The organism is Bradyrhizobium niftali, assembly GCF_004571025.1.
Lineage (GTDB): Bacteria > Pseudomonadota > Alphaproteobacteria > Rhizobiales > Xanthobacteraceae > Bradyrhizobium > Bradyrhizobium niftali.
The window spans coordinates 16,917-39,715 of sequence record NZ_SPQT01000036.1; the positions used below are offsets into that span (position 1 = coordinate 16,917).

The window sequence follows — 22,799 nt, forward strand, 5'->3', positions numbered from 1 at the left end:
ATCGTGCGATTTCGCACCCGCGCGGCGTCCCGCTACCTTTTGTCACAAATTCCGCAACACCGTGGCGGGCTTTTTGTTCAACGCCAGGAGCGTGCCGGCGAGCCCGAGCCCGACAGTGACGACCAGGGCGGCCACGACCACGCCGGCTGCGCTGCCGGCCTGCCAGACGAAGCTGAGCGTCATCAGCCGCGTCACGATCATCCAGGCGGCGATGCTGCCGGCGATCACGCCGAAGACGGCGGTGGCGAGCCCGATCAGGAGGTATTCGAGCGCATAGGCTCCGAGCAGCCGCAGCCGCGTCGCGCCCAGCGTCTTCAGGATCACCGCATCGTAGACCCGGTGGCGATGGCCGGCGGCGAGCGCCCCGCCCAGCACCAGGATCGCCGAGATCAGGGTCACGGCGCTGGCGCCGCGGATCGCCAGCGCAAGATTGGTCACGACCGAGCCGACCGTCTCCATCACCTCGCGCACGCGCACGCTCGTCACCATCGGATAGGTGTCGGCGACCTGCTTGATGATCCTGCCGTCGCCTTCGGCGTTGCCGCCGGCTACGGTCAGCGTCGCGATGTGGGTGTGCGGCGCGCCCTTGAAGGCGTTGGGCGAGAACACCAGGACGAAATTGATGCCGAGGCCCTGCCAGTCGATGTTGCGCAGATTGCTGATCTTCGCCGGGATGTCGCGGCCGAGCACGTTGACCACGACCTCGTCGCCGAGCTTGAGGCCGAGCCCGTCGGCGATCTTCTTCTCCATCGAGACCAGCGGCGGGCCGGAATAGTCCGCGCTCCACCACGCGCCCTCGACCACCTTGGAGCCCTTCGGCAGCTCGGCGGTATAGGTGAGGCCGCGGTCGCTTTGCAGCACCCACTCGGAATCGGTCGTCGGCTTGAGCTCTTCGGCGCGGACGCCGCGCGCGGCGACGATGCGCCCGCGCAGCATCGGCACGTCCTCGACCTTGGCGCCGGGCGCGATCTGGCGCAGATAGCCGTCGAACTGCACCGCCTGCGTGCTCGGAATGTCGATGAAGAAGAACGACGGCGCCTGATCGGGCAGGGCCGCGAGGAACTGCCGGCGCAGATTGCCGTCGATCTGGGTGATGGTGACGAGCACGGCGAGCCCGAGGCCGAGCGAGAGCACGACCGAAGGCGTCAGCGCGCCCGGCCGGTGGATGTTGGCGATCGCGAGCCGCAGCATCGGCAGGCGCGTCCGCGGCAGCCGTCGCGCGATCGTCATCAGCAGGGCGGCGATGCCGCGCAGCAGCGCGAACACGACGACCGAGGACGCCACGAACACCGCGGCGATGCGCTTGTCGAAGGACAGGCCGATCACGACCGCGACGAGCAGGGCGATCACGACGCCCATGAACGCGAGATAGCTCCAGCGCGGCCGGTGCCATTCGGAGCTGATGGTGTCGCGGAACAATGCGGCGACCGGCACGTCATGCACCCGTCCGAGCGGCCACAGGCCGAAGGCGAGCGCGGTCAACAGGCCGTAGACGAAGGACAGCGCGAGCTCGTCGGCGTGCACGGCCGGCACCACCGGCAGCGGCAACAGCTTGCCGAACAGCCCGACGATGGCGAAGGGCATGGCGGCGCCGAGCGCAAGCCCGATCACGGACCCGATCGCTGCCAGCAGGACGACCTGGGCGAGATAGATGCCGAACACGTCGCGGCCCGTGGCGCCGACGGCCTTGAAGGCCGCGATCACCTCGAGCTTCCGGTCGATATGGCTCTTCACCGCGTTGGCGACGCCGACACCGCCGACCAGCAGCGCGGCGAGGCCGACCAGGGTCAGGAACTGCGTGAAGCGGCTGATGTTGCGCTCGAGCTGCGGCGAGGCATTGGAGCGGCTGCGGACTTCCCAGCCGGCCTGCGGCGCGGCGTTGCGCGCATCGGCGATGAAGGCGTCGGTGGCGCGCTCGCTGTTGGCGGCGTCAGGCAGCTTCACCCGGTAGACCCAGCGCACCAGGCTGCCGGGCTGGATCAGGCCTGTCGCCCGCAGGGCTGCCTCGCTGATCAGGAAGCGCGGGCCGAAGCCGATGCCGCCGGCGAGCTTGTCGGGCTCGGCTTCGACGGTGCTGCGGATCTGGAAGGTCGCCGCGCCGATGGTGACGCGGTCGCCGGTCTTGAGCGAGAGCCGCGCCAGCAGCGTCGGATCGGCGGCCGCGCCGAACGCACCGTCACGCTCTGCAAGGATCTCGGACATCGGCAGCGGCGGCGCCAGCGTCAATTGGCCGAGCATCGGATAGGTGTCGTCGACCGCCTTCATCTCGACCAGCGCGAGCTTGCCTTCGGCCGAGCGCGCCATGCCGCGCAGGGTCGCGGCGGTCGAGACGGTGCCGCGCGAACGCAGGAAGGCGACTTCCTCAGGCTTGGCCTCGCGCTGGAATAGCACGAAGGAGACGTCGCCGCCGAGCAGCGTGCGGCCTTCGCGGGCGAGACCGTCGGAGAGGCTCGCCGACACCGAGCCGACGCCGGCGATCGCCATCACGCCGAGCGCGATGCAGGCGATGAAGACGTAGAAGCCGCGCAGGCCCCCGCGCAATTCGCGCAGCGCGTAGCGGAGCGACAACGCGGCGGCGTTGGGCCGTACGAACGGTTCGGTCGCGGTGCTCATGCCGGCGCAGACTGCGTGTCGATGCGCCCGGAGCGCAAGCGGATCACGCGATCGCAGCGATGCGCGAGCGAGGAATCGTGCGTGACCAGCACCAGGGTCATGCCGCGCTCGGCATGCTTGGTGAAGAGCAGGTCGACGATCTGTTTTCCGGTCGCCTCGTCGAGATTGCCGGTCGGCTCGTCGGCGACGAGGATGGCGGGATCGGGCGCCAGCGCGCGGGCGAGCGCGACGCGCTGCTGCTCGCCGCCGGAAAGCTGCGTCGGATAATGATGCAGGCGGTCGCCGAGCCCGACCGATTGCAGCTCCTGCGCCGCGCGTATTGCGGCGTCGGGATTGCCGGCAAGCTCGAGCGGCACGGCGACGTTCTCCAGCGCCGTCATGGTCGGGATCAGATGGAAGGACTGGAAGACGATGCCGACCTGGCGGCCGCGGAAGCGGGCGAGCGCGTCCTCGTCGAGGGCATTGAAAGGCGTGCCGTTCACCACCACCTCTCCGCTATCAGGACGCTCCAGCCCCGCCATCACCATCAGCAGCGTGGATTTGCCCGAGCCTGACGGGCCGATCAGGCCAATCGTCTCGCCCGAGGCGACCCGCAAGCTGATATCCTTGAGGATGTGAACGCGTGCCGCGCCCGTACCCAATGAGAGATTGACGTTGGAGATGGCGATGGTGTCCGGCGCGGTGCCGGCGAGCGAAGAGGATTCGATGCGAGTGTCCATGGTCCGGTCATATGGCAACTTCGATAGCGCGGTCGAGAGGCGTTACGGAATGTTCATGCACATAGCCGTGTTGATGCTCGCCTTGATGACAGTTGCGACAGCGGCGTCGGCACAGGCACAGCCGGCCGCCAAACCGATCAAGCTGGTGGTCCTCGGCGATTCCTTGAGCGCGGGCCTTGGCCTTCCGGCCCAGGAGGCGTTCCCCGCAAAACTTAAAAAAGCCTTGCAGGTCAAAGGCATAGCGATTGACATGACCAATGCCGGGGTGTCCGGCGACACCGCCTCCGGCGGCCGCGACCGGCTCGACTGGTCGGTGCCTGAGGGAACCGAGGGCGTGATCGTCGAGCTCGGCGCCAACGACGCGCTACGCGGCATCGATCCTGACCTGGCGCGCACCGCGCTGACGGACATCGTCCAGCGGCTGAAGGCACGCAAGATCGCGGTGATGCTGTGCGGCATGCTGGCGCCGCCGAATTATGGCGCCGATTATGCCGCGCGCTTCAATTCGATTTATCCGGATCTGGCGAAACAATTCGACGTGCCGCTCTATCCGTTCTTTCTCGACGGCGTTGCGGCCGACGCCAAGCTCAACCAGGCCGACGGCATCCATCCGACCGCGGCCGGCGTCGACATCATCGTCGGCAACATGCTGCCCACGGTGGAGGCATTCTTGCGCAACATAAGCGAGCAACGCCGTTGAAAAGCAGGCAATGCTAACCCTAATTCCCAGGGTTTTCCCGGGGTGGCTCGCGCGATGCTTCGCAGAGTCACACAACTGCGATAGGAATCAGGGTACCGGTGATTCGTCGCCGGCTCTAAAATTTGGATATGATCCTGCCCAGGGATCATGCCCAAGCATCGGGAGTGCGAAACGATGCCGCGTTTGTTCACTGGTCTGGAAATCCCGGCCGAGGTCGGCCAGACGCTTTCCAATTTGCGGGGCGGCCTTCCCGGCGCCCGATGGATCGATCCCGAAAATTATCACGTCACCTTGCGCTTCATCGGCGATATCGACGGCATGTCCGCCAACGAGATCGCCTCGATGCTGTTTCGCATCGATCGCAAGCCGTTCGAGGTGAAGGTGCAAGGCTTGCAGAGTTTTGGTGGTCGCAAGCCGCGTGCGGTGGTCGCGACCATCGCGCCGAGCAAGCCGCTGATGGAATTGCAGGCCGAGCTCGAGCGCTTGATGCAGCGGATCGGCCTCGATCCGGAGGGACGCAAGTTCATCCCGCATGTCACGCTGGCCCGGCTGCACGACGCGACCGACCGCGACGTCGCCGACTATCTCTCGCTGCGCGGCTACTTCCCGAGCAAGGCGTTCATGGCCGAACGCTTCGTGCTGTTCTCGTCGCGCGCCTCCACCGGCGGCGGACCGTATGTGGTCGAGGACGCCTACGAGCTGTGTGCGTGACACGGCTCTCGTGCCCCGGCCGGAGAGCCGGGGCTCAGCGTTCCGCAACGGCCGTTATTTGGCGATGAACGAAATAGTGGGTCCCGGCTCTGCGCCGTAGCACAGCGCGTCCGGGACACGAAAGCGCATACCTCCGGCACCAATTCACGGCTTGCAATTTCCGTCCGTCTCTGGCGGTAAAGGGCCATGCTCTCGACCCTCAGTTCCTCATTCCGCGAGGCCTACCAGGCCCAGATCGCCGACGGCGCGATCGAGCCCGATGCCGCGCAGGCCGAAGTCGCCGAAGCCTATGCGGCGCTCGACCAGCGGCTCGCGGCTTACAAGCCGCAGCGCAAGCAGGGCCTGCTCAGCCGTCTGTTCAGCAGCGACAAGGACGAGGCGCCGCGCGGGCTCTACATCCACGGCGAGGTCGGCCGCGGCAAGACCATGCTGATGGATCTGTTCTTCCAGCACGCCTCGGTCGAGCACAAGCGGCGAGCGCATTTCCACGAATTCATGGCCGATGTGCACGAGCGCATCTACGACTATCGCCAGAGCATCGCGCGCGGCGAGATCGCCGACGGCGACGTCATCGCGCTGACCGCGAATGCGATCTTCGAGGAGAGCTGGCTGCTCTGCTTCGACGAATTCCACGTCACCGACATCGCGGACGCGATGATCCTGGGACGCCTGTTCGCCAAATTGTTCGAGCTCGGCACCGTGGTGGTCGCAACCTCCAACGTCGCGCCCGACGATCTCTACAAGGGCGGCCTCAACCGTTCGCTGTTCCTGCCCTTCATCAAGCAGATCACCGATCACATGGATGTCGCGCGGCTCGATGCGCGCACCGACTTCCGGCTGGAGAAGCTTCAGGGCGTGCCGATGTGGCTGACGCCGGCGGACAGCGATGCGGATGCCGCGCTCGACCGCGCCTGGTCGCGGATGTCAGGCGGCGCCAAATGCAAGTCGCGCGATATTTCGATCAAGGGCCGCATCCTGCACGTGCCGTGCTCGGCCCATGGCGTGGCGCGGTTCTCGTTCGCTGATCTCTGCGAGAAGCCGCTCGGCGCATCGGATTACCTCAGGCTCGCGCACGACTATCACACCATCCTGGTCGACCATATTCCAGTGATGGACCTCTCCCAGCGCAACGCCGCCAAGCGTTTCATCACGCTGATCGATACACTCTATGACAATGCCGTGAAGCTGATGGCCTCGGCCGACGCCAACCCGATCTCGCTGTACCTCGCCGACGAGGGCAACGAGGCCAACGAGTTCAAGCGGACCGCCTCGCGCCTGATCGAAATGAGCTCGGAATCCTATCTGGCGCTGGCTCACGGCCGCAAGGATTCCACCGCCAGCGGCTCCACCAAGGGCCTGGTGGAGACTTAAGTCCTATGCGGCCGTATTCCGGGGCGTCGCGAAGCGACGAGCCCGGAATCCATTCATCAGTGTGCTCTGCCGCCCGATGGTTTCAGGGCTCGCGACTTTCGTCGCGCCCCGGAATGACGGGGCTGCGTGCCCGAGGCATCGGCAAGCCCGACAATTGGGCATCCACCGACTTGAACGGGCGAGGCGAAAGGGATAACCACCCTCTCAGTTTTCCCTCCTTACGTGTCTAAAGGACAGGTTCACATGGCGCGCGACAAGATTGCTTTGATTGGCTCCGGTCAGATCGGCGGAACGCTGGCTCACCTCATCGGCCTGAAAGAACTGGGCGACGTCGTGATGTTCGACATCGCCGAGGGCGTGCCGCAGGGCAAGGCGCTCGACATTGCGCAGTCCTCGCCGGTCGACGGTTTTGACGCGCACTACACCGGCGCGAACTCCTACGAGGCGCTCGACAACGCCAAGGTCTGCATCGTCACCGCCGGCGTGCCGCGCAAGCCCGGCATGAGCCGCGACGATCTCCTCTCCATCAACCTCAAGGTCATGGAGCAGGTCGGTGCCGGCATCAAGAAGTACGCCCCCGACGCCTTCGTCATCTGCATCACCAACCCGCTCGACGCCATGGTCTGGGCGCTGCAGAAGGCCTCGGGCCTGCCGCACAAGAAGGTCGTCGGCATGGCCGGCGTGCTGGATTCGGCGCGCTTCCGCTACTTCCTGGCCGACGAGTTCAACGTGTCCGTTGAAGACGTCACAGCCTTCGTGCTCGGCGGTCATGGCGACACCATGGTGCCGCTGGTGAAGTACTCCACCGTCGCGGGCATCCCGCTGCCCGACCTCGTCAAGATGGGCTGGACCTCGCAGGCGCGCCTCGACGAGATCGTCGACCGCACCCGCAACGGCGGCGCCGAGATCGTCAACCTGCTCAAGACCGGCTCGGCCTTCTACGCCCCGGCCGCGTCCGCGATCGCGATGGCCGAGAGCTATCTGCGCGACAAGAAGCGCGTGCTGCCCTCGGCCGCGTACCTGAACGGCGAATATGGCGTGAAGGACATGTATGTCGGCGTGCCCGTCGTGATCGGCTCCAAGGGCGTCGAGCGCGTCGTCGAGATCGAGCTCGCCGGCAAGGACCGCGAGGCCTTCGACAAGTCGGTCGGCGCGGTGCAGGGCCTGGTCGACGCCTGCAAGAAGATCGCCCCCGATCTTCTCGGCCGCTAAGGCAAGACAATTCCCGCCGAAGATCGAAAACCGGTCTTCGGCGGTTTCACTTCCGGGGCCCGGCTGACCGACTTGTCGAAGGCTTGGCGGGTTCCGGTTCAGCAGTCCAGAGATCGATGTCAAAGAATCCGGGTTGCAGTTCCTGTGGTATATGGTATGCCAGCCACAAGACTGAGGTGGGCCTACGAGGTCACCGCCCGCGGGTTCAGGGAGCGACCATATGAATATCCATGAATATCAGGCCAAAGCGCTGCTGAATGAGTTCGGCGTGCCGATCTCCAAGGGCGTTCCGGTCCTGAAGGCCGCCGACGCGGACGCTGCGGCCAAGGCGCTGCCGGGCCCGGTCTGGGTGGTGAAGAGCCAGATCCACGCCGGTGGCCGCGGCAAGGGCAAGTTCAAGGAAGCCTCCGCCGGCGACAAGGGCGGTGTCCGCATCGCCAAGTCGGCCGCCGAGGTCTCCGAATTCGCCAAGCAGATGCTCGGCGCTACGCTGGTGACGATCCAGACCGGCCCCGCCGGCAAGCAGGTCAACCGCCTCTACATCGAGGACGGCTCCGACATCGACAAGGAGTTCTACCTTTCGCTCCTGGTCGACCGCGAGACCTCGCGCGTCTCCTTCGTCGTCTCGACCGAAGGCGGCGTCAACATCGAGGACGTCGCGCACAACACGCCCGAAAAGATCGTCACCTTCTCGGTCGATCCCGCGACCGGCATCATGGGCCATCACGGCCGCACCGTCGCCAACGCGCTGAAGCTCTCCGGCGATCTCGCCAAGCAGGCCGAGAAGCTCACCGCGCAGCTCTACGCGGCGTTCGTCGCCAAGGACATGTCGATGCTGGAGATCAACCCGCTGGTCGTGACCAAGCAGGGCCAGCTCCGCGTGCTCGACGCCAAGGTGTCGTTCGACGACAACGCACTGTTCCGTCATCCCGAAGTGCTCGCGCTGCGCGACGAGACCGAGGAAGACGCCAAGGAAATCGAGGCGTCCAAGTACGACCTCAACTACGTCACCCTCGATGGCAACATCGGCTGCATGGTCAACGGCGCCGGTCTCGCCATGGCGACGATGGACATCATCAAGCTCTACGGCATGGCGCCGGCGAACTTCCTCGACGTCGGCGGCAGCGCCAGCAAGGAGAAGGTCGCGGCCGCCTTCAAGATCATCACCGCCGATCCCAACGTGAAGGGCATCCTGGTCAACATCTTCGGCGGCATCATGAAGTGCGACGTGATCGCCGAAGGCGTCACGGCCGCCGTGCGCGAGGTCGGCCTCAGCGTGCCGCTGGTGGTTCGCCTCGAAGGCACCAATGTCGAGCTGGGCAAGAAGATCATCCGTGAATCCGGTCTGAACGTGGTGCCGGCCGACAATCTCGACGACGCCGCGCAGAAGATCGTGAAGGCCGTCAAGGGAGGCTAAGGCCATGGCCCAAGACCATCTCGCCGCATCATCTCCGCTTGCAGAGCACACGCGCCTCGCCGCGTTCGCCGGCGAATGGGATGGCGAAGAGGTGGTCTTCCCGTCGCGCTGGACGGCGGGCGGGCCGGCCACCTCGCACGTCGTCGCGCGCATGGACTTGAACGGGTTCTACCTGATCCAGGACGCAATCCAGATGCGCGACGGCAAGCAGATCTTCGCCACCCACGGCCTCTTCACCTACGACCGCGAGGACCGGACCTACAAATTGTTCTGGTACGACTCGCTCGGATACACGCCGCCCTCGCCCGCCTCCGGCGGGTGGGTCGGCAAGACCCTGACGCTGGTGCGCGGCTCGCTCCGCGGCAATGCGCGCCACGTCTACGAGATCATCGACGACAATTCCTACTCGTTGAAGATCCAGTTCTCGCCGGACGCGGAAGGCTGGGCTGACGTGCTCACCGGCGTCTACCGCCGCATCCACTGACCTCTCACTCGTTAGTTTCGCGAAAGCAGACCTCATGTCCATCCTGATCGACAAGAACACCAAGGTCATCTGCCAGGGCTTCACCGGCAAGAACGGCACCTTCCACTCGGAGGCCGCGCTTGCCTACGGCACCAAGATGGTCGGCGGCACCTCGCCGGGCAAAGGCGGCGCGACGCATCTGGGCCTACCGGTGTTCGACACGGTGCGCGAGGCGCGTGAGAAGACCGGTGCCGATGCGTCGGTGATCTACGTGCCGCCGCCGGGCGCGGCGGACGCGATCTGCGAAGCCATCGACGCCGAGATCCCGCTGATCGTCTGCATCACCGAAGGCATTCCTGTGATCGACATGGTCCGCGTGAAGCGCTCGCTGGCCGGTTCCAAGTCGCGCCTGATCGGGCCGAACTGCCCGGGCGTCATGACCGCCGGCGAATGCAAGATCGGCATCATGCCGGCCAACATCTTCAAGACCGGCAGCGTCGGCATCGTCTCCCGCTCCGGCACGCTGACCTATGAAGCCGTGTTCCAGACCTCGCAGGAAGGCCTCGGCCAGACCACCGCGGTCGGCATCGGCGGCGACCCGGTCAAGGGAACCGAGTTCATCGACGTGCTGGAAATGCTGCTCGCCGACCCCAAGACCGAATCGATCATCATGATCGGCGAGATCGGCGGTTCCGCCGAGGAGGACGCCGCCCAGTTCCTCAAGGACGAGGCCAAGCGCGGTCGCAAGAAGCCGATGGTCGGCTTCATCGCCGGTGTCACCGCCCCTCCCGGCCGCCGCATGGGCCATGCCGGCGCGATCATTTCGGGCGGCAAGGGCGACGCCGGTTCCAAGACCGACGCGATGAAATCGGCTGGGATTACAGTGTCGCCGTCTCCCGCCCGCCTCGGACACACGCTTGCCGAAAAGTTGAAAGGCTAATTCACTTCTTCGTACTTTTCCGGGCGAAGTTTCGCAGCAAATAGGGTAAATGGTGCCAATCGCGCTGGGCCTCTGCCGGGGAGCCCAGCGCCAGCGCCGTTTGTTATGCGCGAACTGAAATCGCCAGGAACTCAAGTATGTCTCGCCAAGACGCGAACGCAGCCTTTGCCCTCTCCTCCTTTTTGCAGGGCACCAACGCCACCTACATCGACGAAATCTACGCCCGCTACGAAAAGGACCCATCCTCGGTCGACGCCGAGTGGCAGGAGTTCTTCAAGAGCCTGAAGGACCAGCCGGACGACGTCCGCAAGAATGCCGAAGGCCCGTCCTGGGAGCGTGCCAACTGGCCGCTGACGCCGCAGGACGACCTGACCTCCGCCCTCGACGGCAACTGGGCCGAGGTCGAGAAGGCGGTCGGCGCCAAGATCGCCGCCAAGGCGCAGGCCAAGGGTGCCGAGATCTCCTCCGCCGACGTGCTTCAGGCGACGCGCGACTCGGTCCGCGCGCTGATGCTGATCCGCTCCTACCGCATGCGCGGCCACTTCCACGCCAAGCTCGATCCGCTCGGCATCGAAGCTCAGCGCAACCGCGAAGAGCTCGACCCGCGCACCTACGGCTTCAGCGAAGCCGATTTCGACCGTAAGATCTTCCTCGATCACGTGCTGGGCCTCGAATACGCCAACTTGCGCGAGATCACCGCGATCTGCGAGCGCACCTACTGCCAGACGCTCGGCGTCGAGTTCATGCACATCAGCAATGCTGCGCAGAAGGCCTGGATCCAGGAGCGCATCGAGGGGCCGGACAAGGAGATCTCCTTCACCCGCGAAGGTCGCCGCGCCATCCTGATGAAGCTGGTCGAAGCCGAAGGCTTCGAGAAATTCTGCGACACCAAGTTCACTGGCACCAAGCGTTTCGGCCTCGACGGCGGCGAGTCGCTGATCCCCGCGCTGGAGCAGATCATCAAGCGCGGCGGCAATCTCGGCGTGAAGGAAGTCGTGCTCGGCATGCCGCATCGCGGCCGCCTCAACGTGCTGACGCAGGTGATGGGCAAGGCGCACCGCGCCCTGTTCCACGAATTCAAGGGCGGCTCGGCCAACCCTGATGCGGTCGAAGGCTCGGGCGACGTCAAGTATCACCTCGGCGCGTCCTCGGACCGCGAGTTCGACGGCAACCGCATCCATCTGTCGCTGACCGCGAACCCCTCGCATCTCGAGATCGTCGATCCCGTGGTGCTCGGCAAGGTCCGCGCCAAGCAGGACCAGCACGGCGATCCGCCGGACCAGCGCATCTCGGTGATGCCGCTTTTGATGCACGGCGACGCGGCGTTCGCCGGCCAAGGCGTGGTCGCGGAGTGCTTCGGGCTTTCCGACCTGAAGGGCTACCGCACCGGCGGCTCCGTCCACTTCATCGTCAACAACCAGATCGGCTTCACCACCTATCCGCGTTACTCGCGCTCCTCGCCCTATCCGTCGGATGTGGCGAAGATGATCGACGCGCCGATCTTCCATGTGAACGGCGACGATCCGGAAGCGGTGGTGTTCGCAGCCAAGGTCGCGACCGAATTCCGGCAGAAGTTCCACAAGCCGGTCGTCATCGACATGTGGTGCTATCGCCGCTACGGCCACAACGAGGGCGATGAGCCGGCGTTCACCCAGCCGGTCATGTACAAGCGGATCGCGGCCCATCCGTCGACGCTGTCGCTCTATGCCAAGCGCCTGATCGCCGAGGGCGTGGTCACCGAGGGCGAGGTCGACAAGCTGAAGGCTGACTGGCGCTCGCGGCTCGATGCCGAGTTCGAGGCCGGCACCTCCTACAAGCCGAACAAGGCCGACTGGCTCGACGGCAAGTGGGCCGGCTTCAAGATCGCCGACCAGGAAGAGGATGCGCGGCGCGGCGTCACCGGCGTCGACATCACCGCGCTGAAGGATATCGGCCGCAAGATCACCAAGGTGCCGGACGGCTTCCGTGTCCACCGCACCATCCAGCGCTTCCTCGACAACCGCGCCAAGGCGATCGACACCGGCGTGGGCATCGACTGGGCGACCGGCGAGGCACTGGCGTTCTGCTCGTTGCTCAACGAGAACCACCATGTCCGCCTGTCCGGACAGGATTCCGAGCGCGGCACCTTCTCGCAGCGTCACTCGGTCCTGATCGACCAGGAGGACGAGAGCCGCTACACGCCGTTCAACCATCTCGGCCACGAGCAGGGCCATTACGAGGTCATCAACTCGCTGCTGTCGGAAGAAGCGGTGCTCGGCTTCGAATACGGCTACTCGCTCGCCGAGCCGAACACGCTGACGCTGTGGGAAGCCCAGTTCGGCGACTTCGCCAACGGCGCGCAGGTCGTGTTCGACCAGTTCATCTCCTCGGGCGAGCGCAAATGGCTGCGCATGTCCGGCCTCGTCTGCCTGCTGCCGCACGGCTATGAGGGCCAGGGACCGGAGCACTCCTCGGCGCGTCTTGAGCGTTATCTCCAGATGTCCGCCGAAGACAACATGCAGGTGGTCTATCCGACCACGCCGGCCAACTACTTCCACGTGCTGCGCCGGCAGCTGCATCGCGAGATCCGCAAGCCGCTGATCCTGATGACGCCGAAATCGCTGCTGCGTCACAAGCGGGCGGTGTCGCGTCTCGAAGAGCTCGCCAAGGGAACGACCTTCCACCGCATCCTGTACGATGACGCCCAGATGCTGCCGAACGAGGCGATCAAGCTCGTCCCCGACGAGAAGGTCCGCCGCATCGTGCTCTGCTCCGGCAAGGTCTATTACGACCTCTACGAAGAGCGCGAGAAGCGCGGCATCGACGACATCTACCTGATGCGCGTCGAGCAGCTCTATCCGGTGCCGCTGAAGGCGCTGGTGGCCGAGCTGTCGCGCTTCAAGAAGGCCGAAATGGTGTGGTGCCAGGAAGAGCCCCGCAACATGGGTGCCTGGCACTTCATCGAGCCCTATCTGGAATGGGTGCTGAACCAGGTGAACGGTGTGAGCCGGCGTCCGCGTTATGTCGGCCGCGCCGCTTCCGCCGCGACCGCCACGGGTCTGATGTCCAAGCATCAGGCTCAGCTGAAGGCGTTCCTGGACGAAGCACTGAGCTAAGCAACTTTGGACTGAGTCATGCCCCGCGAAGGCGGGGCATCCAGTACTCTGCGGCGTTCGTGCTCATCACCAACGTCTCGGCGTACTGGATTGCCCGCCCCCGTGCGCAACTGCGCACCAGGCGGGCGATGACATATGAAATTTAAGACCGCACCGGCGATCCCTTAAGGAAAAGACCATGACTGAAATTCGTGTGCCGACGCTCGGCGAATCCGTCACCGAGGCCACCATCGGCCGCTGGTTCAAGAAGGCCGGCGACCCCGTCGCCGTCGATGAGCCGTTGGTGGAGCTCGAGACCGACAAGGTCACCATCGAAGTCCCGGCGCCGTCCGCCGGCACGCTGAGCGAGATCATCGCCGCTGACGGCGCGACGGTTGCTGTCGGCGCGCTGCTCGGCCAGATCACCGAAGGCGCCGCTGGCGCGGCCAAGCCGGCCGCTGCTCCCGCCAAGCCCGCTGCCGCTCCCGCCGCCGCGGCTGCTGCCGCACCGGCTCCGGCCGCGAAGGCACCGCCGGCCGACGCGCCGCTCGCTCCCTCCGTGCGCAAGCTCTCGGCCGAGACCGGCATCGACGCTTCGACCGTTCCCGGCTCCGGCAAGGACGGCCGCGTCACCAAGGGCGACATGCTCGCCGCGATCGAGCGCGCCGCCTCCGCGCCGACCCCGGTCAACCAGCCTGCCGCCGCCGTTCAGGTGCGCGCGCCGTCGCCGGCCGATGACGCCGCCCGCGAAGAGCGCGTCAAGATGACCCGGCTGCGCCAGACCATCGCGCGTCGTCTGAAGGACGTGCAGAACACCGCGGCCATGCTGACGACCTTCAACGAGGTCGACATGACCAACGTCATGGCGCTGCGCGCGCACTACAAGGATGCGTTCGAGAAGAAGCATGCCTCGAAGCTCGGCTTCATGGGCTTCTTCACCAAGGCGGTCGTGCAGGCCCTGAAGGACATCCCGGCGGTCAACGCCGAGATCGACGGCACCGACCTGATCTACAAGAACTACTATCACATCGGCGTCGCCGTCGGCACCGACAAGGGCCTCGTCGTGCCCGTGGTGCGCGACTGCGACCACAAGTCGATCGCCGACATCGAGAAGGGCATCGCCGATTTCGGCCGCCGCGCCCGTGACGGCCAGCTCAAGATCGACGAGATGCAGGGCGGCACCTTCACCATCACCAATGGCGGCATCTACGGCTCGCTGATGTCGACCCCGATCCTGAACGCGCCGCAGTCCGGCATCCTCGGCATGCACAAGATCCAGGAGCGGCCGATGGTCGTCGGCGGCAAGATCGAGGTCCGCCCGATGATGTATCTGGCGCTGTCCTACGATCACCGCGTCATCGACGGCAAGGAAGCCGTCACCTTCCTGGTTCGCGTCAAGGAGAGCCTGGAAGATCCGGCGCGGCTGGTGCTCGATCTCTGATCGCTGATGCTCTGCGAGCGCCGTCGCCCTCTCGCGCGACGGCGCGTGTCGAACCATGGAGGGGCGCGTGACGGATAAAGTCGTTGTCATCACCGGCGGCAGCCGCGGCATCGGGCGGGCGACTGCGATCGCGGCGGCCGCACGCGGCTTCCGTGTCGTCGTCGGCTACGCCAGCAACAAGCAGGCTGCCGACGAAGTCGTCGCGCAGATCGCGGCCAGCAACGGCAAGGCCATCGCGGTGAAATGCGATGTCGCCGAGGAAAGCGACATCATCGAACTGTTCAAGCAAGCGGACAAGTTCGGAACGCTCGGCGCCCTCGTCAACAATGGCGGCATCGTCGGCAAGAGCGGCGTGCGCGTCGACGAGATGACGGCCGAGCGCATCCAGCGCGTGATGGCGGTCAACGTCACCGGCTCCATCCTCTGCGCGCGCGAGGCGGTGAAGCGGATGTCGACCAAGCATGGCGGCAAGGGCGGCGTCATCGTCAATCTGTCGTCGGTCGCAGCCCGCCTCGGCGCACCCAACACCTATGTCGATTATGCCGCGTCCAAGGGCGCGATCGATTCCTTCACCGTCGGCCTCGGCTATGAGGTTGCGGGCGAAGGCATTCGCGTTGCCGCGATCCGGCCCGGCCTGATCGACACCGAAATCCACGCTGCCGGCGGCGAGCCCGACCGCGCCCATCGCCTGGCCCATATGGTGCCGATGAAGCGCGTCGGCACCGCCGAGGAAATCGCCAACGCCATCGTCTGGCTGATGTCGGACGATGCCTCCTACGTCACCTCGGCCATTCTCGATGTGTCCGGCGGACGCTGACGCATCTTTCCACGCTAAACTCACGGGACTTTCTCTCATGGCTACCTACGATCTCGTCGTCATCGGCACCGGACCGGGCGGTTATGTCTGCGCGGTGCGCGCCAGCCAGCTCGGCATGAAAGTCGCCGTGGTCGAAAAGAACGCAACCCTCGGCGGCACCTGCCTCAATGTCGGCTGCATGCCCTCGAAGGCGCTGCTGCACGCCTCCGAAATGTTCGAGGAGGCCGCGCATTCCTTCGCCAAGATGGGCGTGTCCGTCTCCACGCCGAAGCTCGAGCTTCCCGCGATGATGAACTTCAAGCAGCAGGGCATCGACGGCAACGTCAAGGGCGTCGAGTTCCTGATGAAGAAGAACAAGATCGACGTGCTCAAGGGCACCGGCAAGATCCTGGGCACCGGCAAGGTCGAAGTCTCCGCCGACGGCAAGTCGCAGGTGATCGAGACCAAGAACATCGTCATCGCCACCGGCTCGGACATCGCGCGTCTCAAGGGCATCGAGATCGACGAGAGGCGCATCGTGTCCTCGACCGGCGCGCTGTCGCTGGACAAGGTCCCGGGCAAGCTGCTGATCGTCGGTGCCGGCGTGATCGGCCTCGAACTCGGTTCGGTGTGGAAGCGGCTCGGCGCCGAAGTCGTCGTCGTCGAGTTCCTGGATCGCATCCTGCCGGGCATGGACGGCGAGATCGCCAAGCAATTCCAGCGCATGCTTGAAAAGCAGGGCTTTGCATTCAAGCTCGGTGCCAAGGTCACTGCGGTCGACACATCAGGCAAGACGCTCAAGGCGACGATCGAGCCCGCGGCCGGCGGCGCTGCGGAGACGCTGGAAGCCGACGTCGTGCTCGTCTGCATCGGCCGCGTGCCCTACACCGATGGCCTCGGCCTGAAGGAAGCCGGCGTTGCGCTCGACACTCGCGGCCGCGTGCAGATCGATCCGCATTTTGCCACCAGCCTCAAGGGCGTCTACGCGATCGGCGACGTCGTCGCCGGTCCGATGCTCGCGCACAAGGCCGAAGATGAAGGCGTTGCGGTTGCGGAGATCATCGCAGGGCAGGCCGGCCACGTGAACTACGACGTTATCCCAGGCGTCGTGTATACCACGCCGGAAGTCTCCGCCGTCGGCAAGACCGAGGAGGAACTGAAGCAGGCGGGCGTGACTTATACCGTCGGGAAGTTTCCCTTTACCGCCAACGGCCGCTCCAAGGTCAACCAGACCACCGATGGCTTTGTGAAGATTCTCGCAGATGCGAAGACCGATCGCGTGCTCGGCGTGCACATTATCGGCCGCGAAGCCGGGGAAATGATCCATGAAGCGTGCGTTCTCATGGAGTTTGGCGGCAGTGCGGAGGATCTCGCACGCACCTGCCACGCGCATCCGACCCGCTCGGAGGCCATCAAGGAAGCCGCGCTTGCAGTCGGCAAGCGGGCCATCCATATGTAGGCCACGCCCCGAGTCTGTTCGGGCGGGACAACAAATGCTGCGCCGCCTTCTTCAACCGGTCTGGGTCCTGCTGGCGATCATCTTTCTGATCGAAGCTTGGCTGTGGGACCATCTCGAACCGATCGTCGCGCGGGTTGTCGCAGCGATTCCGCTCGCGCGCTTCAAGCAATGGCTGACGGAGCGTGTCGATGCGCTGCCACCGGCCATGACGCTGATCGTGTTCGCGGTGCCGATCATTCCGCTGTTTCCGCTCAAGCTGGTCGGCCTGTACCTGCTCACGCATGAATACTGGCTGACCGGCGTATCCACGTTTCTGTTCGCAAAGTTGCTCGGCGTCGGCGTCACCGCCTTCGTGTTCGACGTGACGCGCGACAAGCTCATGGAGATGCACTGGTTCGAGCGGCTCTACGATCTCGTCATGAAGCTGCGCGCCAAGGCCCATGAGCTGGTCGACCCCGTCAAGCAGCGCATCAAGGAGATCATCGGCGGCAACGGCGAAGGCTGGTCCTCCCGCACCCTCCGCCTGATCCAGCGCTTCCGCAAGAGCGTGCACCAGGCGCGCTAGCTGTTCGCCGCTTATCCGGTGTCGTTGCCCGCGAAGGCGGGCAATCCAGTATCCCAGAGACAGCAAGGCGAGAACCGGGAGCCGCGGCGTACTGGATGCCCCGCTTTCGCGGGGCATGACACCATTGGTGTGGCTTCAAGCGCGCGGCTCACTCCCCTAATGCAAATGCACCAGATGCGGCCACCACAGGCCGAGCGCGGTCATGAGGAGGCCGGCCAGCGTCAGGATGCCGCCGACATAGGCCAGCGCGATCATGCCGGTGATGATGGTGGCCGAGGCCAGCACGATGCCGATCTGGAAGGCGGCGGACGCCAGCTCGAAGTGATGGTATTTCGCGGTCGCCTCGTCGCGCTCGTGCTCGGCATGCTTGGCCTTCTCGGCGAGCTGTTCGGTGCCTTCGCCGGTCTCGGGCTCGGAGCGGTAGCGCTGCGCGGTCTTGGTCCAGTCGTCGACCTGCTTCTGCACCGTCGCCTTCATGGCGTCGTCGGTGGCGCCGGCGAGCGTGAGCTTGCCCTGCTCGGCCGCGGTCAGCACCACGGTGCGGCGGATGCTCTTGGCCTGGAAGAACGCCCAGAGATTGGCGGCCTCGACGTTCTTGCTGATCGATTCGGTCTGGGCGCCCTTGCCGAGCGTCTCCGAGATCGCCAGGAACAGCGCCAGCACGGCGATCAGAAGTGCAATCTTCTTGTTCGAGCCGGACGCGTGCTCGGCGTGCTCGGCATGCTCCATGCTTTCATGTGCGCTCATAAATCCCTCCTGCCTCGGTTCCCCACGATTGACCGAACCGCGGGCGACGCGCAAGAGGCAAGGAAGTTATGACGTCAGTGTGTCAGCGCCGCGGATGCGCGCTCGCATAGACTTCCAGCAGCCGCTCGGAATCGATGCCGGTGTAGACCTGCGTGGTCGAGAGCGAGGAATGGCCGAGTAATTCCTGGATCGCGCGCAAATCGCCGCCGCGCGACAGCAGATGCGTGGCGAAGGAATGGCGCAGCGCATGCGGCGTGGCGCTGTCGGGCAGGCCGAGCGCGCCGCGCAGCCGCTCCATCGCGAGCTGGATGATGCGCGGGCTCAAGGGACCGCCGCGCGCGCCGACGAAGATCGGTCCTTCCGCCGGCAGTGGATACGGGCACATCGCAACATATTCCTGCACCAGCGCGAGCACGTTCTGGAGCACCGGCACCATGCGGGTCTTGTTGCCTTTGCCTGTCACGATGAGCACGTCGCCTTCGCCCGGCTTCGGCACCTCGCGGCGCTTGAGCCCGAGCGCTTCGGAGATGCGCAGGCCGGAGCCATACAGCAGCGCCATCACCGCGGCATCGCGCGCCAGAATCCAGGTCTCGCGGTCCTCGCCGGCGCGCTCGTCGGCGTCCGCGAGACGCTTGGCCGACGCCATCGGCAGCGGTTTTGGCAGGCTCTTGGCGACCTTCGGCGCGCGGATCGCCGACAATGCGCCGACCTTGCCCTTGCCCTCGCGTTCGAGGAAGCGGCCGAACGAGCGCAGGCCCGCCAGCGCGCGCATCAGGCTGCGGCCGGCAATATCGTCGGCCCGGCGCATCGCCATGAAGGCGCGCACGTCGGTGGCTTCCAGCGCCGCGAAGCGCTTGAGCGTGACGCGCTCGCCCCAATGGTTGCTGAGGAAATTCAGGCACTGCCGCAAGTCGCGGCCATAGGCCTCCAGCGTCTTCGGCGACAGCCGCCGCTCGGCGCCGAGATGCGACAGCCAGCGCGTCATCTCCTGCGCGATGTCAGGGTCGGCGCTGGCGAGCTCGATGGGTGGGGCGGCCGCTTTGCTCATGCGCTCTGGACGTGGTGATTCCGCACAGTATATCGCATCCCACTCGTTTATCGTTCGCTAAGGCCGCCTCACGGCGCTAGCCTTGAGGCCCCCGGGTTCCGATTCTCAGTTCATGGACCACACGTCCCGCAGCAGCGCCGCCTCCGCCAACGCGACCCGCATGGTCGACGTGCTGGTGCCGGTCGCGCTCGACCAGACCTATTCATACAAGGTGCCGCGCGGGATGGAGCTGAAGGCCGGCGATCTCGTCGGCGTGCCGCTTGGGCCCCGCGAGGTGCTCGCGGTGGTCTGGGCCGAGAACGCCAATCCCGATCCGCGCCTGCACAACCGCCTCAAGGAGGTCAACGAGAAGCTCGACCTCCCGCCACTGAAGCCCGAGCTGCGTTCGGTCGTCGACTGGGTCGCCAATTACACGCTGAGCCCGCGCGGCATGGTGCTGCGCATGTGCCTGCGCATGGGCGAAAACCTCGGCCCCGAGCGGGTGCGCCCCGGCGTGCGCCTGGTCGGCGATGCCCCCAAGCGGCTGACGCCGGCGCGGCAACGCGTGATCGAGGTGCTGTCGGACCGGTTGCTGCACGGCAAGTCCGAGGCGGCCAAGGAGGCGGGCGTCTCGGCCGGCGTGATCGATGGCCTGGTGGACGAAGGCACGCTCACGGTCGAGCCGATGCCGCCGCCTCCGCCGCCGCCGGCCCCCGATCCGGATTTCGGCCGGCCGGACTTCACACCGCTCCAGCGCACCGCCGTCGATACGATGCGCGCGCTCGCGGCCAACGGCACCTTCCACGTCGCGCTGCTCGACGGCGTCACCGGTTCGGGCAAGACCGAGGTGTATTTCGAGGCCGTGGCGGAGGCGATCCGCCGCGGCAGGCAGTCGCTGATCCTGATGCCGGAGATCGCGCTCACCGGCCAGTTCCTCGACCGTTTCGCGCAGCGTTTTGGCGTGCGGCCGATCGAATGGCACTCCGAGCTCACCCCGCGCACCCGCGCGCGCAACTGGGCGGCGATCTCCGAGGGCAGCGCGCCGGTCGTGGTCGGCGCGCGCTCGGCGCTGTTTCTGCCTTACGCCAATCTCGGCCTCATCGTCGTCGATGAAGAGCATGACCAGGCCTACAAGCAGGACGAGGGCGTGCATTACCACGCCCGAGACATGGCGGTGGTGCGCGCGCATATCGCAAAAATTCCGATCGTGCTGGCCTCCGCGACGCCGTCGGTCGAATCCGAGGTCAATGCGCGCAAGAACCGCTATCAGCGCATCGCGCTGCCCTCGCGCTTCGGCGGCCAGCACATGCCGCATATCGAGGCGATCGACATGCGCCGCGAGCTGCCGGCGCGCGGCCGCTTCATCTCGCCGCGCCTGGCCTCCGAGATCAGGACCGCGATCGAGAAGCGCGAGCAGGCGCTCTTGTTCCTCAATCGCCGCGGCTACGCGCCGCTGACCTTGTGCCGTGCCTGCGGCCACCGCTTCGCCTGCACCATCTGCGATGCCTGGCTGGTCGATCACCGCTTCCGCCAGCGCCTGGTCTGTCACCATTGCGGCTTCTCGATGCCGCGCCCGCATATCTGTCCGAATTGTTCGGCGGAGGAATCGCTGGTCGCGGTCGGCCCCGGCGTCGAGCGCCTGCAGGAAGAAGCGGCGGCGCTGTTCCCGGAGGCGCGCACCATGGTGCTGTCGAGCGATCTCATCACCTCGATCGAGACCATGCGCTCCGAACTTGCCGAGATCGCGGAGGGCCGCGTCGACATCATCATCGGCACGCAGCTCGTCGCCAAGGGCCACAATTTCCCGCGGCTCAATCTGGTCGGCGTCGTCGATGCGGATCTCGGCCTGTCCAATGGCGATCCGCGCGCGTCGGAACGCACCTGGCAATTGCTCAACCAGGTGATCGGCCGCGCCGGCCGCGAGCAGGGCCGCGGCGTCGGCTATCTCCAGACCCACCAGCCCGATCATCCCGTGATGAAGGCGCTGATCGCCTGCGACCGCGAGGCCTTCTACGACAGCGAGATCGATCTGCGCGAGCGCACGCTGTATCCGCCGTTCGGTCGGCTCGCGAGCCTGATCATCTCGGCCGGCGACCGTCCGAGCGCGGAAGGCTTTGGCCGCCGCCTCGTCGCGCTCGCGCCGCGCGACGAGCGCGTGGTGGTGCTGGGCCCGGCGGAAGCGCCGCTCGCCGTGATCAAGGGCCGCTACCGCTTCCGTATCCTGGTGAAATCGGCGCGCGGCTTCGATCTGTCGGACTATCTGCGCAACTGGCTCGCCGTCTGCCCGAAGCCGAAGGGCAATCTGAAGTTAGAGGTGGACGTCGATCCCCAGAGCTTTTTGTAGCGATCGGGCACTCTGCACTCCCTCCCCCGCAAGGGGGGAGGGAACGCAGCGGCAAGCTCCACTCACGTCATTACCGACGGCAACAAAAAAGCCCGCCGTCCCCCAAGACGGCGGGCTTGTTTCAAGCGTGATGCGCCCTAGGAGATGACTTCCGCGGTGACGCGGCCGACGCCGGCGCCGGTGAGGCCGATGGCGCGGGCAGCACCCGTGGAGAGATCGAGGACACGGCCGCGAATGAAGGGGCCACGGTCATTGATGGTGACGATGACGCTCGAGCCGCCATGGGTGACGCGCAGCTTGGTGCCGAACGGCAGCGAACGGTGCGCCGCGGTCATGGCGTTCTGGTTGAAGCGCTGGCCCGAAGCGGTCCTGCTGCCGGACTCGTTGCCGTAATAGGAGGCCATGCCGGAGAAGCTGTGCCCGGTGCCCGAGGACGGCGTCATCGCCGCGTTGGCGTTGCGCCAATCCGAGCCGGCATTGGAGTCGTTCTGGGCGGCGTGGTGGCGATGATGGTGCCGGTGATGCCTGGATTTGGCGGACGCTTCGGTGGCGGTTCCGCCAATGAGAAGAGTTGCGGCAATAAAGGCGATCGCCGTGCGCGGCCGGGTCACAGTGCCCAACGTCTTGAAAGACAGCATTTAATGGTCCCTAAGCTAGTATTGCCACATATGTGGCCAGTGGAGCCCCCATCAGGTTGTGAGCGGATTGGCGTTTCCTTTCGCAATGCGGCATGAATTGGGCAGTAAATCTGTTCTTTGTCGTCATGAAATATCTTGTGACCTGTTCTGATATTCAGGCGATATTCCGTAATATTTGGATTTAACGATTCGTTAACTGCAGTATTACTTACGAATACTGTAAAACGAAGTCATAGCTCCCCGTGTTTAGAGTTGGATAAGTATTCGCCGGGTGGAACTGAGGAGGCGGGAATCACGCCTCAGCGATCCGTGTTCATGGCCGCTATGCGCTGAGGGCAGGAACAATCGGGGGCGACGGCGACGTAAGGCTCGCGGCAATTCCGTGGCGCGGCAGGTCGTCGTGCAAGTCGGTGCTCAGCTCGTCGTTTGCGTATCGCCGGCTGCGACGAACTGGCGACAGAACGTCATGCCTTTAATTTGGCGTCATGTTGCACGTGCGCGCCTGCTATGTTAGCAAAGCCGCGATTTTAACGAGCCCGGCACTTCCCGTGCTGGTCGAAAA

Annotated in this window: 18 protein-coding genes; 13 read left to right on the forward strand and 5 right to left on the reverse strand. The window is 65.5% G+C overall.

What is annotated here, in order from left to right:
* Window positions 1–42: 42 nt before the first annotated feature.
* Both E4K65_RS40140 and E4K65_RS40145 read right to left on the reverse strand, forming a co-directional pair.
* Entirely contained in the window at window positions 43–2,613 is a 2,571-nt protein-coding gene (locus tag E4K65_RS40140; protein ID WP_025575990.1) for an ABC transporter permease, read from the reverse strand.
* Window positions 2,610–3,332 (reverse strand): ABC transporter ATP-binding protein, encoded by a 723-nt coding sequence (locus E4K65_RS40145; protein WP_027547530.1) that lies wholly within the window; start codon window positions 3,330–3,332, stop codon window positions 2,610–2,612. Before E4K65_RS40145 ends, E4K65_RS40140 begins: the two co-directional genes overlap by 4 nt.
* A 55-nt stretch (window positions 3,333–3,387) precedes the next feature.
* Between E4K65_RS40145 and E4K65_RS40150 the strand changes: the two genes are divergently transcribed.
* The 12 genes from E4K65_RS40150 (at window position 3,388) to E4K65_RS40205 (ending at window position 17,481) form a co-directional block, all read left to right on the forward strand.
* Entirely contained in the window at window positions 3,388–4,032 is a 645-nt protein-coding gene (locus E4K65_RS40150; protein ID WP_167771548.1) for an arylesterase, read from the forward strand.
* Between the two features lie 174 nt (window positions 4,033–4,206).
* A complete protein-coding gene (thpR, locus tag E4K65_RS40155) occupies window positions 4,207–4,743 on the forward strand; it encodes an RNA 2',3'-cyclic phosphodiesterase (RefSeq protein WP_135178806.1) in 537 nt (178 codons plus the stop codon).
* Window positions 4,744–4,929: 186 nt separating this feature from the next.
* A complete protein-coding gene (gene zapE, locus E4K65_RS40160) occupies window positions 4,930–6,114 on the forward strand; it encodes a cell division protein ZapE (protein WP_135178807.1) in 1,185 nt (394 codons plus the stop codon).
* Window positions 6,115–6,357: 243 nt separating this feature from the next.
* Entirely contained in the window at window positions 6,358–7,326 is a 969-nt protein-coding gene (gene mdh, locus E4K65_RS40165; protein ID WP_008145224.1) for a malate dehydrogenase, read from the forward strand.
* A gap of 220 nt (window positions 7,327–7,546) precedes the next feature.
* Window positions 7,547–8,743, forward strand: a complete 1,197-nt coding sequence (sucC, locus tag E4K65_RS40170; protein WP_025575978.1) for an ADP-forming succinate--CoA ligase subunit beta — start codon at window positions 7,547–7,549, stop codon at window positions 8,741–8,743.
* Between the two features lie 4 nt (window positions 8,744–8,747).
* Window positions 8,748–9,227 carry a DUF1579 family protein gene (locus tag E4K65_RS40175; protein ID WP_135178808.1) on the forward strand — a complete coding sequence of 160 codons (480 nt, stop codon included), beginning with the start codon at window positions 8,748–8,750 and terminating at the stop codon, window positions 9,225–9,227.
* Between the two features lie 34 nt (window positions 9,228–9,261).
* Window positions 9,262–10,146, forward strand: coding sequence for a succinate--CoA ligase subunit alpha (sucD, locus tag E4K65_RS40180; protein ID WP_025575976.1), 885 nt, complete (start codon window positions 9,262–9,264; stop codon window positions 10,144–10,146).
* Between the two features lie 137 nt (window positions 10,147–10,283).
* Window positions 10,284–13,241: a 2-oxoglutarate dehydrogenase E1 component gene (locus E4K65_RS40185; protein ID WP_135178809.1), complete on the forward strand. Its 2,958-nt coding sequence runs from the start codon at window positions 10,284–10,286 to the stop codon at window positions 13,239–13,241.
* 178 nt (window positions 13,242–13,419) lie between these two features.
* Window positions 13,420–14,661 carry a 2-oxoglutarate dehydrogenase complex dihydrolipoyllysine-residue succinyltransferase gene (gene odhB, locus E4K65_RS40190; protein WP_135178810.1) on the forward strand — a complete coding sequence of 414 codons (1,242 nt, stop codon included), beginning with the start codon at window positions 13,420–13,422 and terminating at the stop codon, window positions 14,659–14,661.
* A 67-nt stretch (window positions 14,662–14,728) separates the two neighbouring features.
* Window positions 14,729–15,478, forward strand: a complete 750-nt coding sequence (locus E4K65_RS40195; protein ID WP_167771541.1) for an SDR family oxidoreductase — start codon at window positions 14,729–14,731, stop codon at window positions 15,476–15,478.
* Window positions 15,479–15,515: 37 nt separating this feature from the next.
* Complete coding sequence (gene lpdA / locus E4K65_RS40200) at window positions 15,516–16,916, forward strand: dihydrolipoyl dehydrogenase (protein WP_135178812.1); 1,401 nt, start codon at window positions 15,516–15,518, stop codon at window positions 16,914–16,916.
* A gap of 34 nt (window positions 16,917–16,950) precedes the next feature.
* Entirely contained in the window at window positions 16,951–17,481 is a 531-nt protein-coding gene (locus E4K65_RS40205; protein ID WP_135178813.1) for a hypothetical protein, read from the forward strand.
* A gap of 156 nt (window positions 17,482–17,637) precedes the next feature.
* Here the strand turns inward: E4K65_RS40205 and E4K65_RS40210 are convergent, their stop codons facing one another.
* Together E4K65_RS40210 and E4K65_RS40215 are read right to left on the reverse strand one after the other, a co-directional pair.
* Window positions 17,638–18,228, reverse strand: coding sequence for a DUF4337 domain-containing protein (locus E4K65_RS40210; protein WP_135178814.1), 591 nt, complete (start codon window positions 18,226–18,228; stop codon window positions 17,638–17,640).
* 82 nt (window positions 18,229–18,310) lie between these two features.
* On the reverse strand, window positions 18,311–19,276 hold the full coding sequence (locus E4K65_RS40215) for a tyrosine recombinase XerC (protein WP_135178815.1): 966 nt from the start codon (window positions 19,274–19,276) through the stop codon (window positions 18,311–18,313).
* A gap of 112 nt (window positions 19,277–19,388) precedes the next feature.
* On the opposite strand from E4K65_RS40215, the gene E4K65_RS40220 reads away from it, so the two are divergent.
* On the forward strand, window positions 19,389–21,599 hold the full coding sequence (locus E4K65_RS40220) for a primosomal protein N' (protein WP_135178816.1): 2,211 nt from the start codon (window positions 19,389–19,391) through the stop codon (window positions 21,597–21,599).
* A 137-nt stretch (window positions 21,600–21,736) separates the two neighbouring features.
* Here E4K65_RS40220 and E4K65_RS40225 read toward each other — a convergent pair whose 3' ends face one another.
* Complete coding sequence (locus tag E4K65_RS40225; protein ID WP_135178817.1) at window positions 21,737–22,237, reverse strand: septal ring lytic transglycosylase RlpA family protein; 501 nt, start codon at window positions 22,235–22,237, stop codon at window positions 21,737–21,739.
* Window positions 22,238–22,799 lie beyond the last annotated feature (562 nt).

What these genes read in the sequence shown, in the direction of transcription:
- E4K65_RS40140 (WP_025575990.1), bottom strand. Translation starts at nt 2,613, where the DNA reads ATGAGCACCGCGACCGAACCGTTCGTACGGCCCAACGCCGCCGCGTTG.
- E4K65_RS40145 (WP_027547530.1), bottom strand. Translation starts at nt 3,332, where the DNA reads ATGGACACTCGCATCGAATCCTCTTCGCTCGCCGGCACCGCGCCGGAC.
- E4K65_RS40150 (WP_167771548.1), top strand. Translation starts at nt 3,388, where the DNA reads ATGCACATAGCCGTGTTGATGCTCGCCTTGATGACAGTTGCGACAGCG.
- thpR (WP_135178806.1), top strand. Translation starts at nt 4,207, where the DNA reads ATGCCGCGTTTGTTCACTGGTCTGGAAATCCCGGCCGAGGTCGGCCAG.
- zapE (WP_135178807.1), top strand. Translation starts at nt 4,930, where the DNA reads ATGCTCTCGACCCTCAGTTCCTCATTCCGCGAGGCCTACCAGGCCCAG.
- mdh (WP_008145224.1), top strand. Translation starts at nt 6,358, where the DNA reads ATGGCGCGCGACAAGATTGCTTTGATTGGCTCCGGTCAGATCGGCGGA.
- sucC (WP_025575978.1), top strand. Translation starts at nt 7,547, where the DNA reads ATGAATATCCATGAATATCAGGCCAAAGCGCTGCTGAATGAGTTCGGC.
- E4K65_RS40175 (WP_135178808.1), top strand. Translation starts at nt 8,748, where the DNA reads ATGGCCCAAGACCATCTCGCCGCATCATCTCCGCTTGCAGAGCACACG.
- sucD (WP_025575976.1), top strand. Translation starts at nt 9,262, where the DNA reads ATGTCCATCCTGATCGACAAGAACACCAAGGTCATCTGCCAGGGCTTC.
- E4K65_RS40185 (WP_135178809.1), top strand. Translation starts at nt 10,284, where the DNA reads ATGTCTCGCCAAGACGCGAACGCAGCCTTTGCCCTCTCCTCCTTTTTG.
- odhB (WP_135178810.1), top strand. Translation starts at nt 13,420, where the DNA reads ATGACTGAAATTCGTGTGCCGACGCTCGGCGAATCCGTCACCGAGGCC.
- lpdA (WP_135178812.1), top strand. Translation starts at nt 15,516, where the DNA reads ATGGCTACCTACGATCTCGTCGTCATCGGCACCGGACCGGGCGGTTAT.
- E4K65_RS40205 (WP_135178813.1), top strand. Translation starts at nt 16,951, where the DNA reads ATGCTGCGCCGCCTTCTTCAACCGGTCTGGGTCCTGCTGGCGATCATC.
- E4K65_RS40210 (WP_135178814.1), bottom strand. Translation starts at nt 18,228, where the DNA reads ATGAGCGCACATGAAAGCATGGAGCATGCCGAGCACGCCGAGCACGCG.
- E4K65_RS40215 (WP_135178815.1), bottom strand. Translation starts at nt 19,276, where the DNA reads ATGAGCAAAGCGGCCGCCCCACCCATCGAGCTCGCCAGCGCCGACCCT.
- E4K65_RS40220 (WP_135178816.1), top strand. Translation starts at nt 19,389, where the DNA reads ATGGACCACACGTCCCGCAGCAGCGCCGCCTCCGCCAACGCGACCCGC.
- E4K65_RS40225 (WP_135178817.1), bottom strand. Translation starts at nt 22,237, where the DNA reads ATGCTGTCTTTCAAGACGTTGGGCACTGTGACCCGGCCGCGCACGGCG.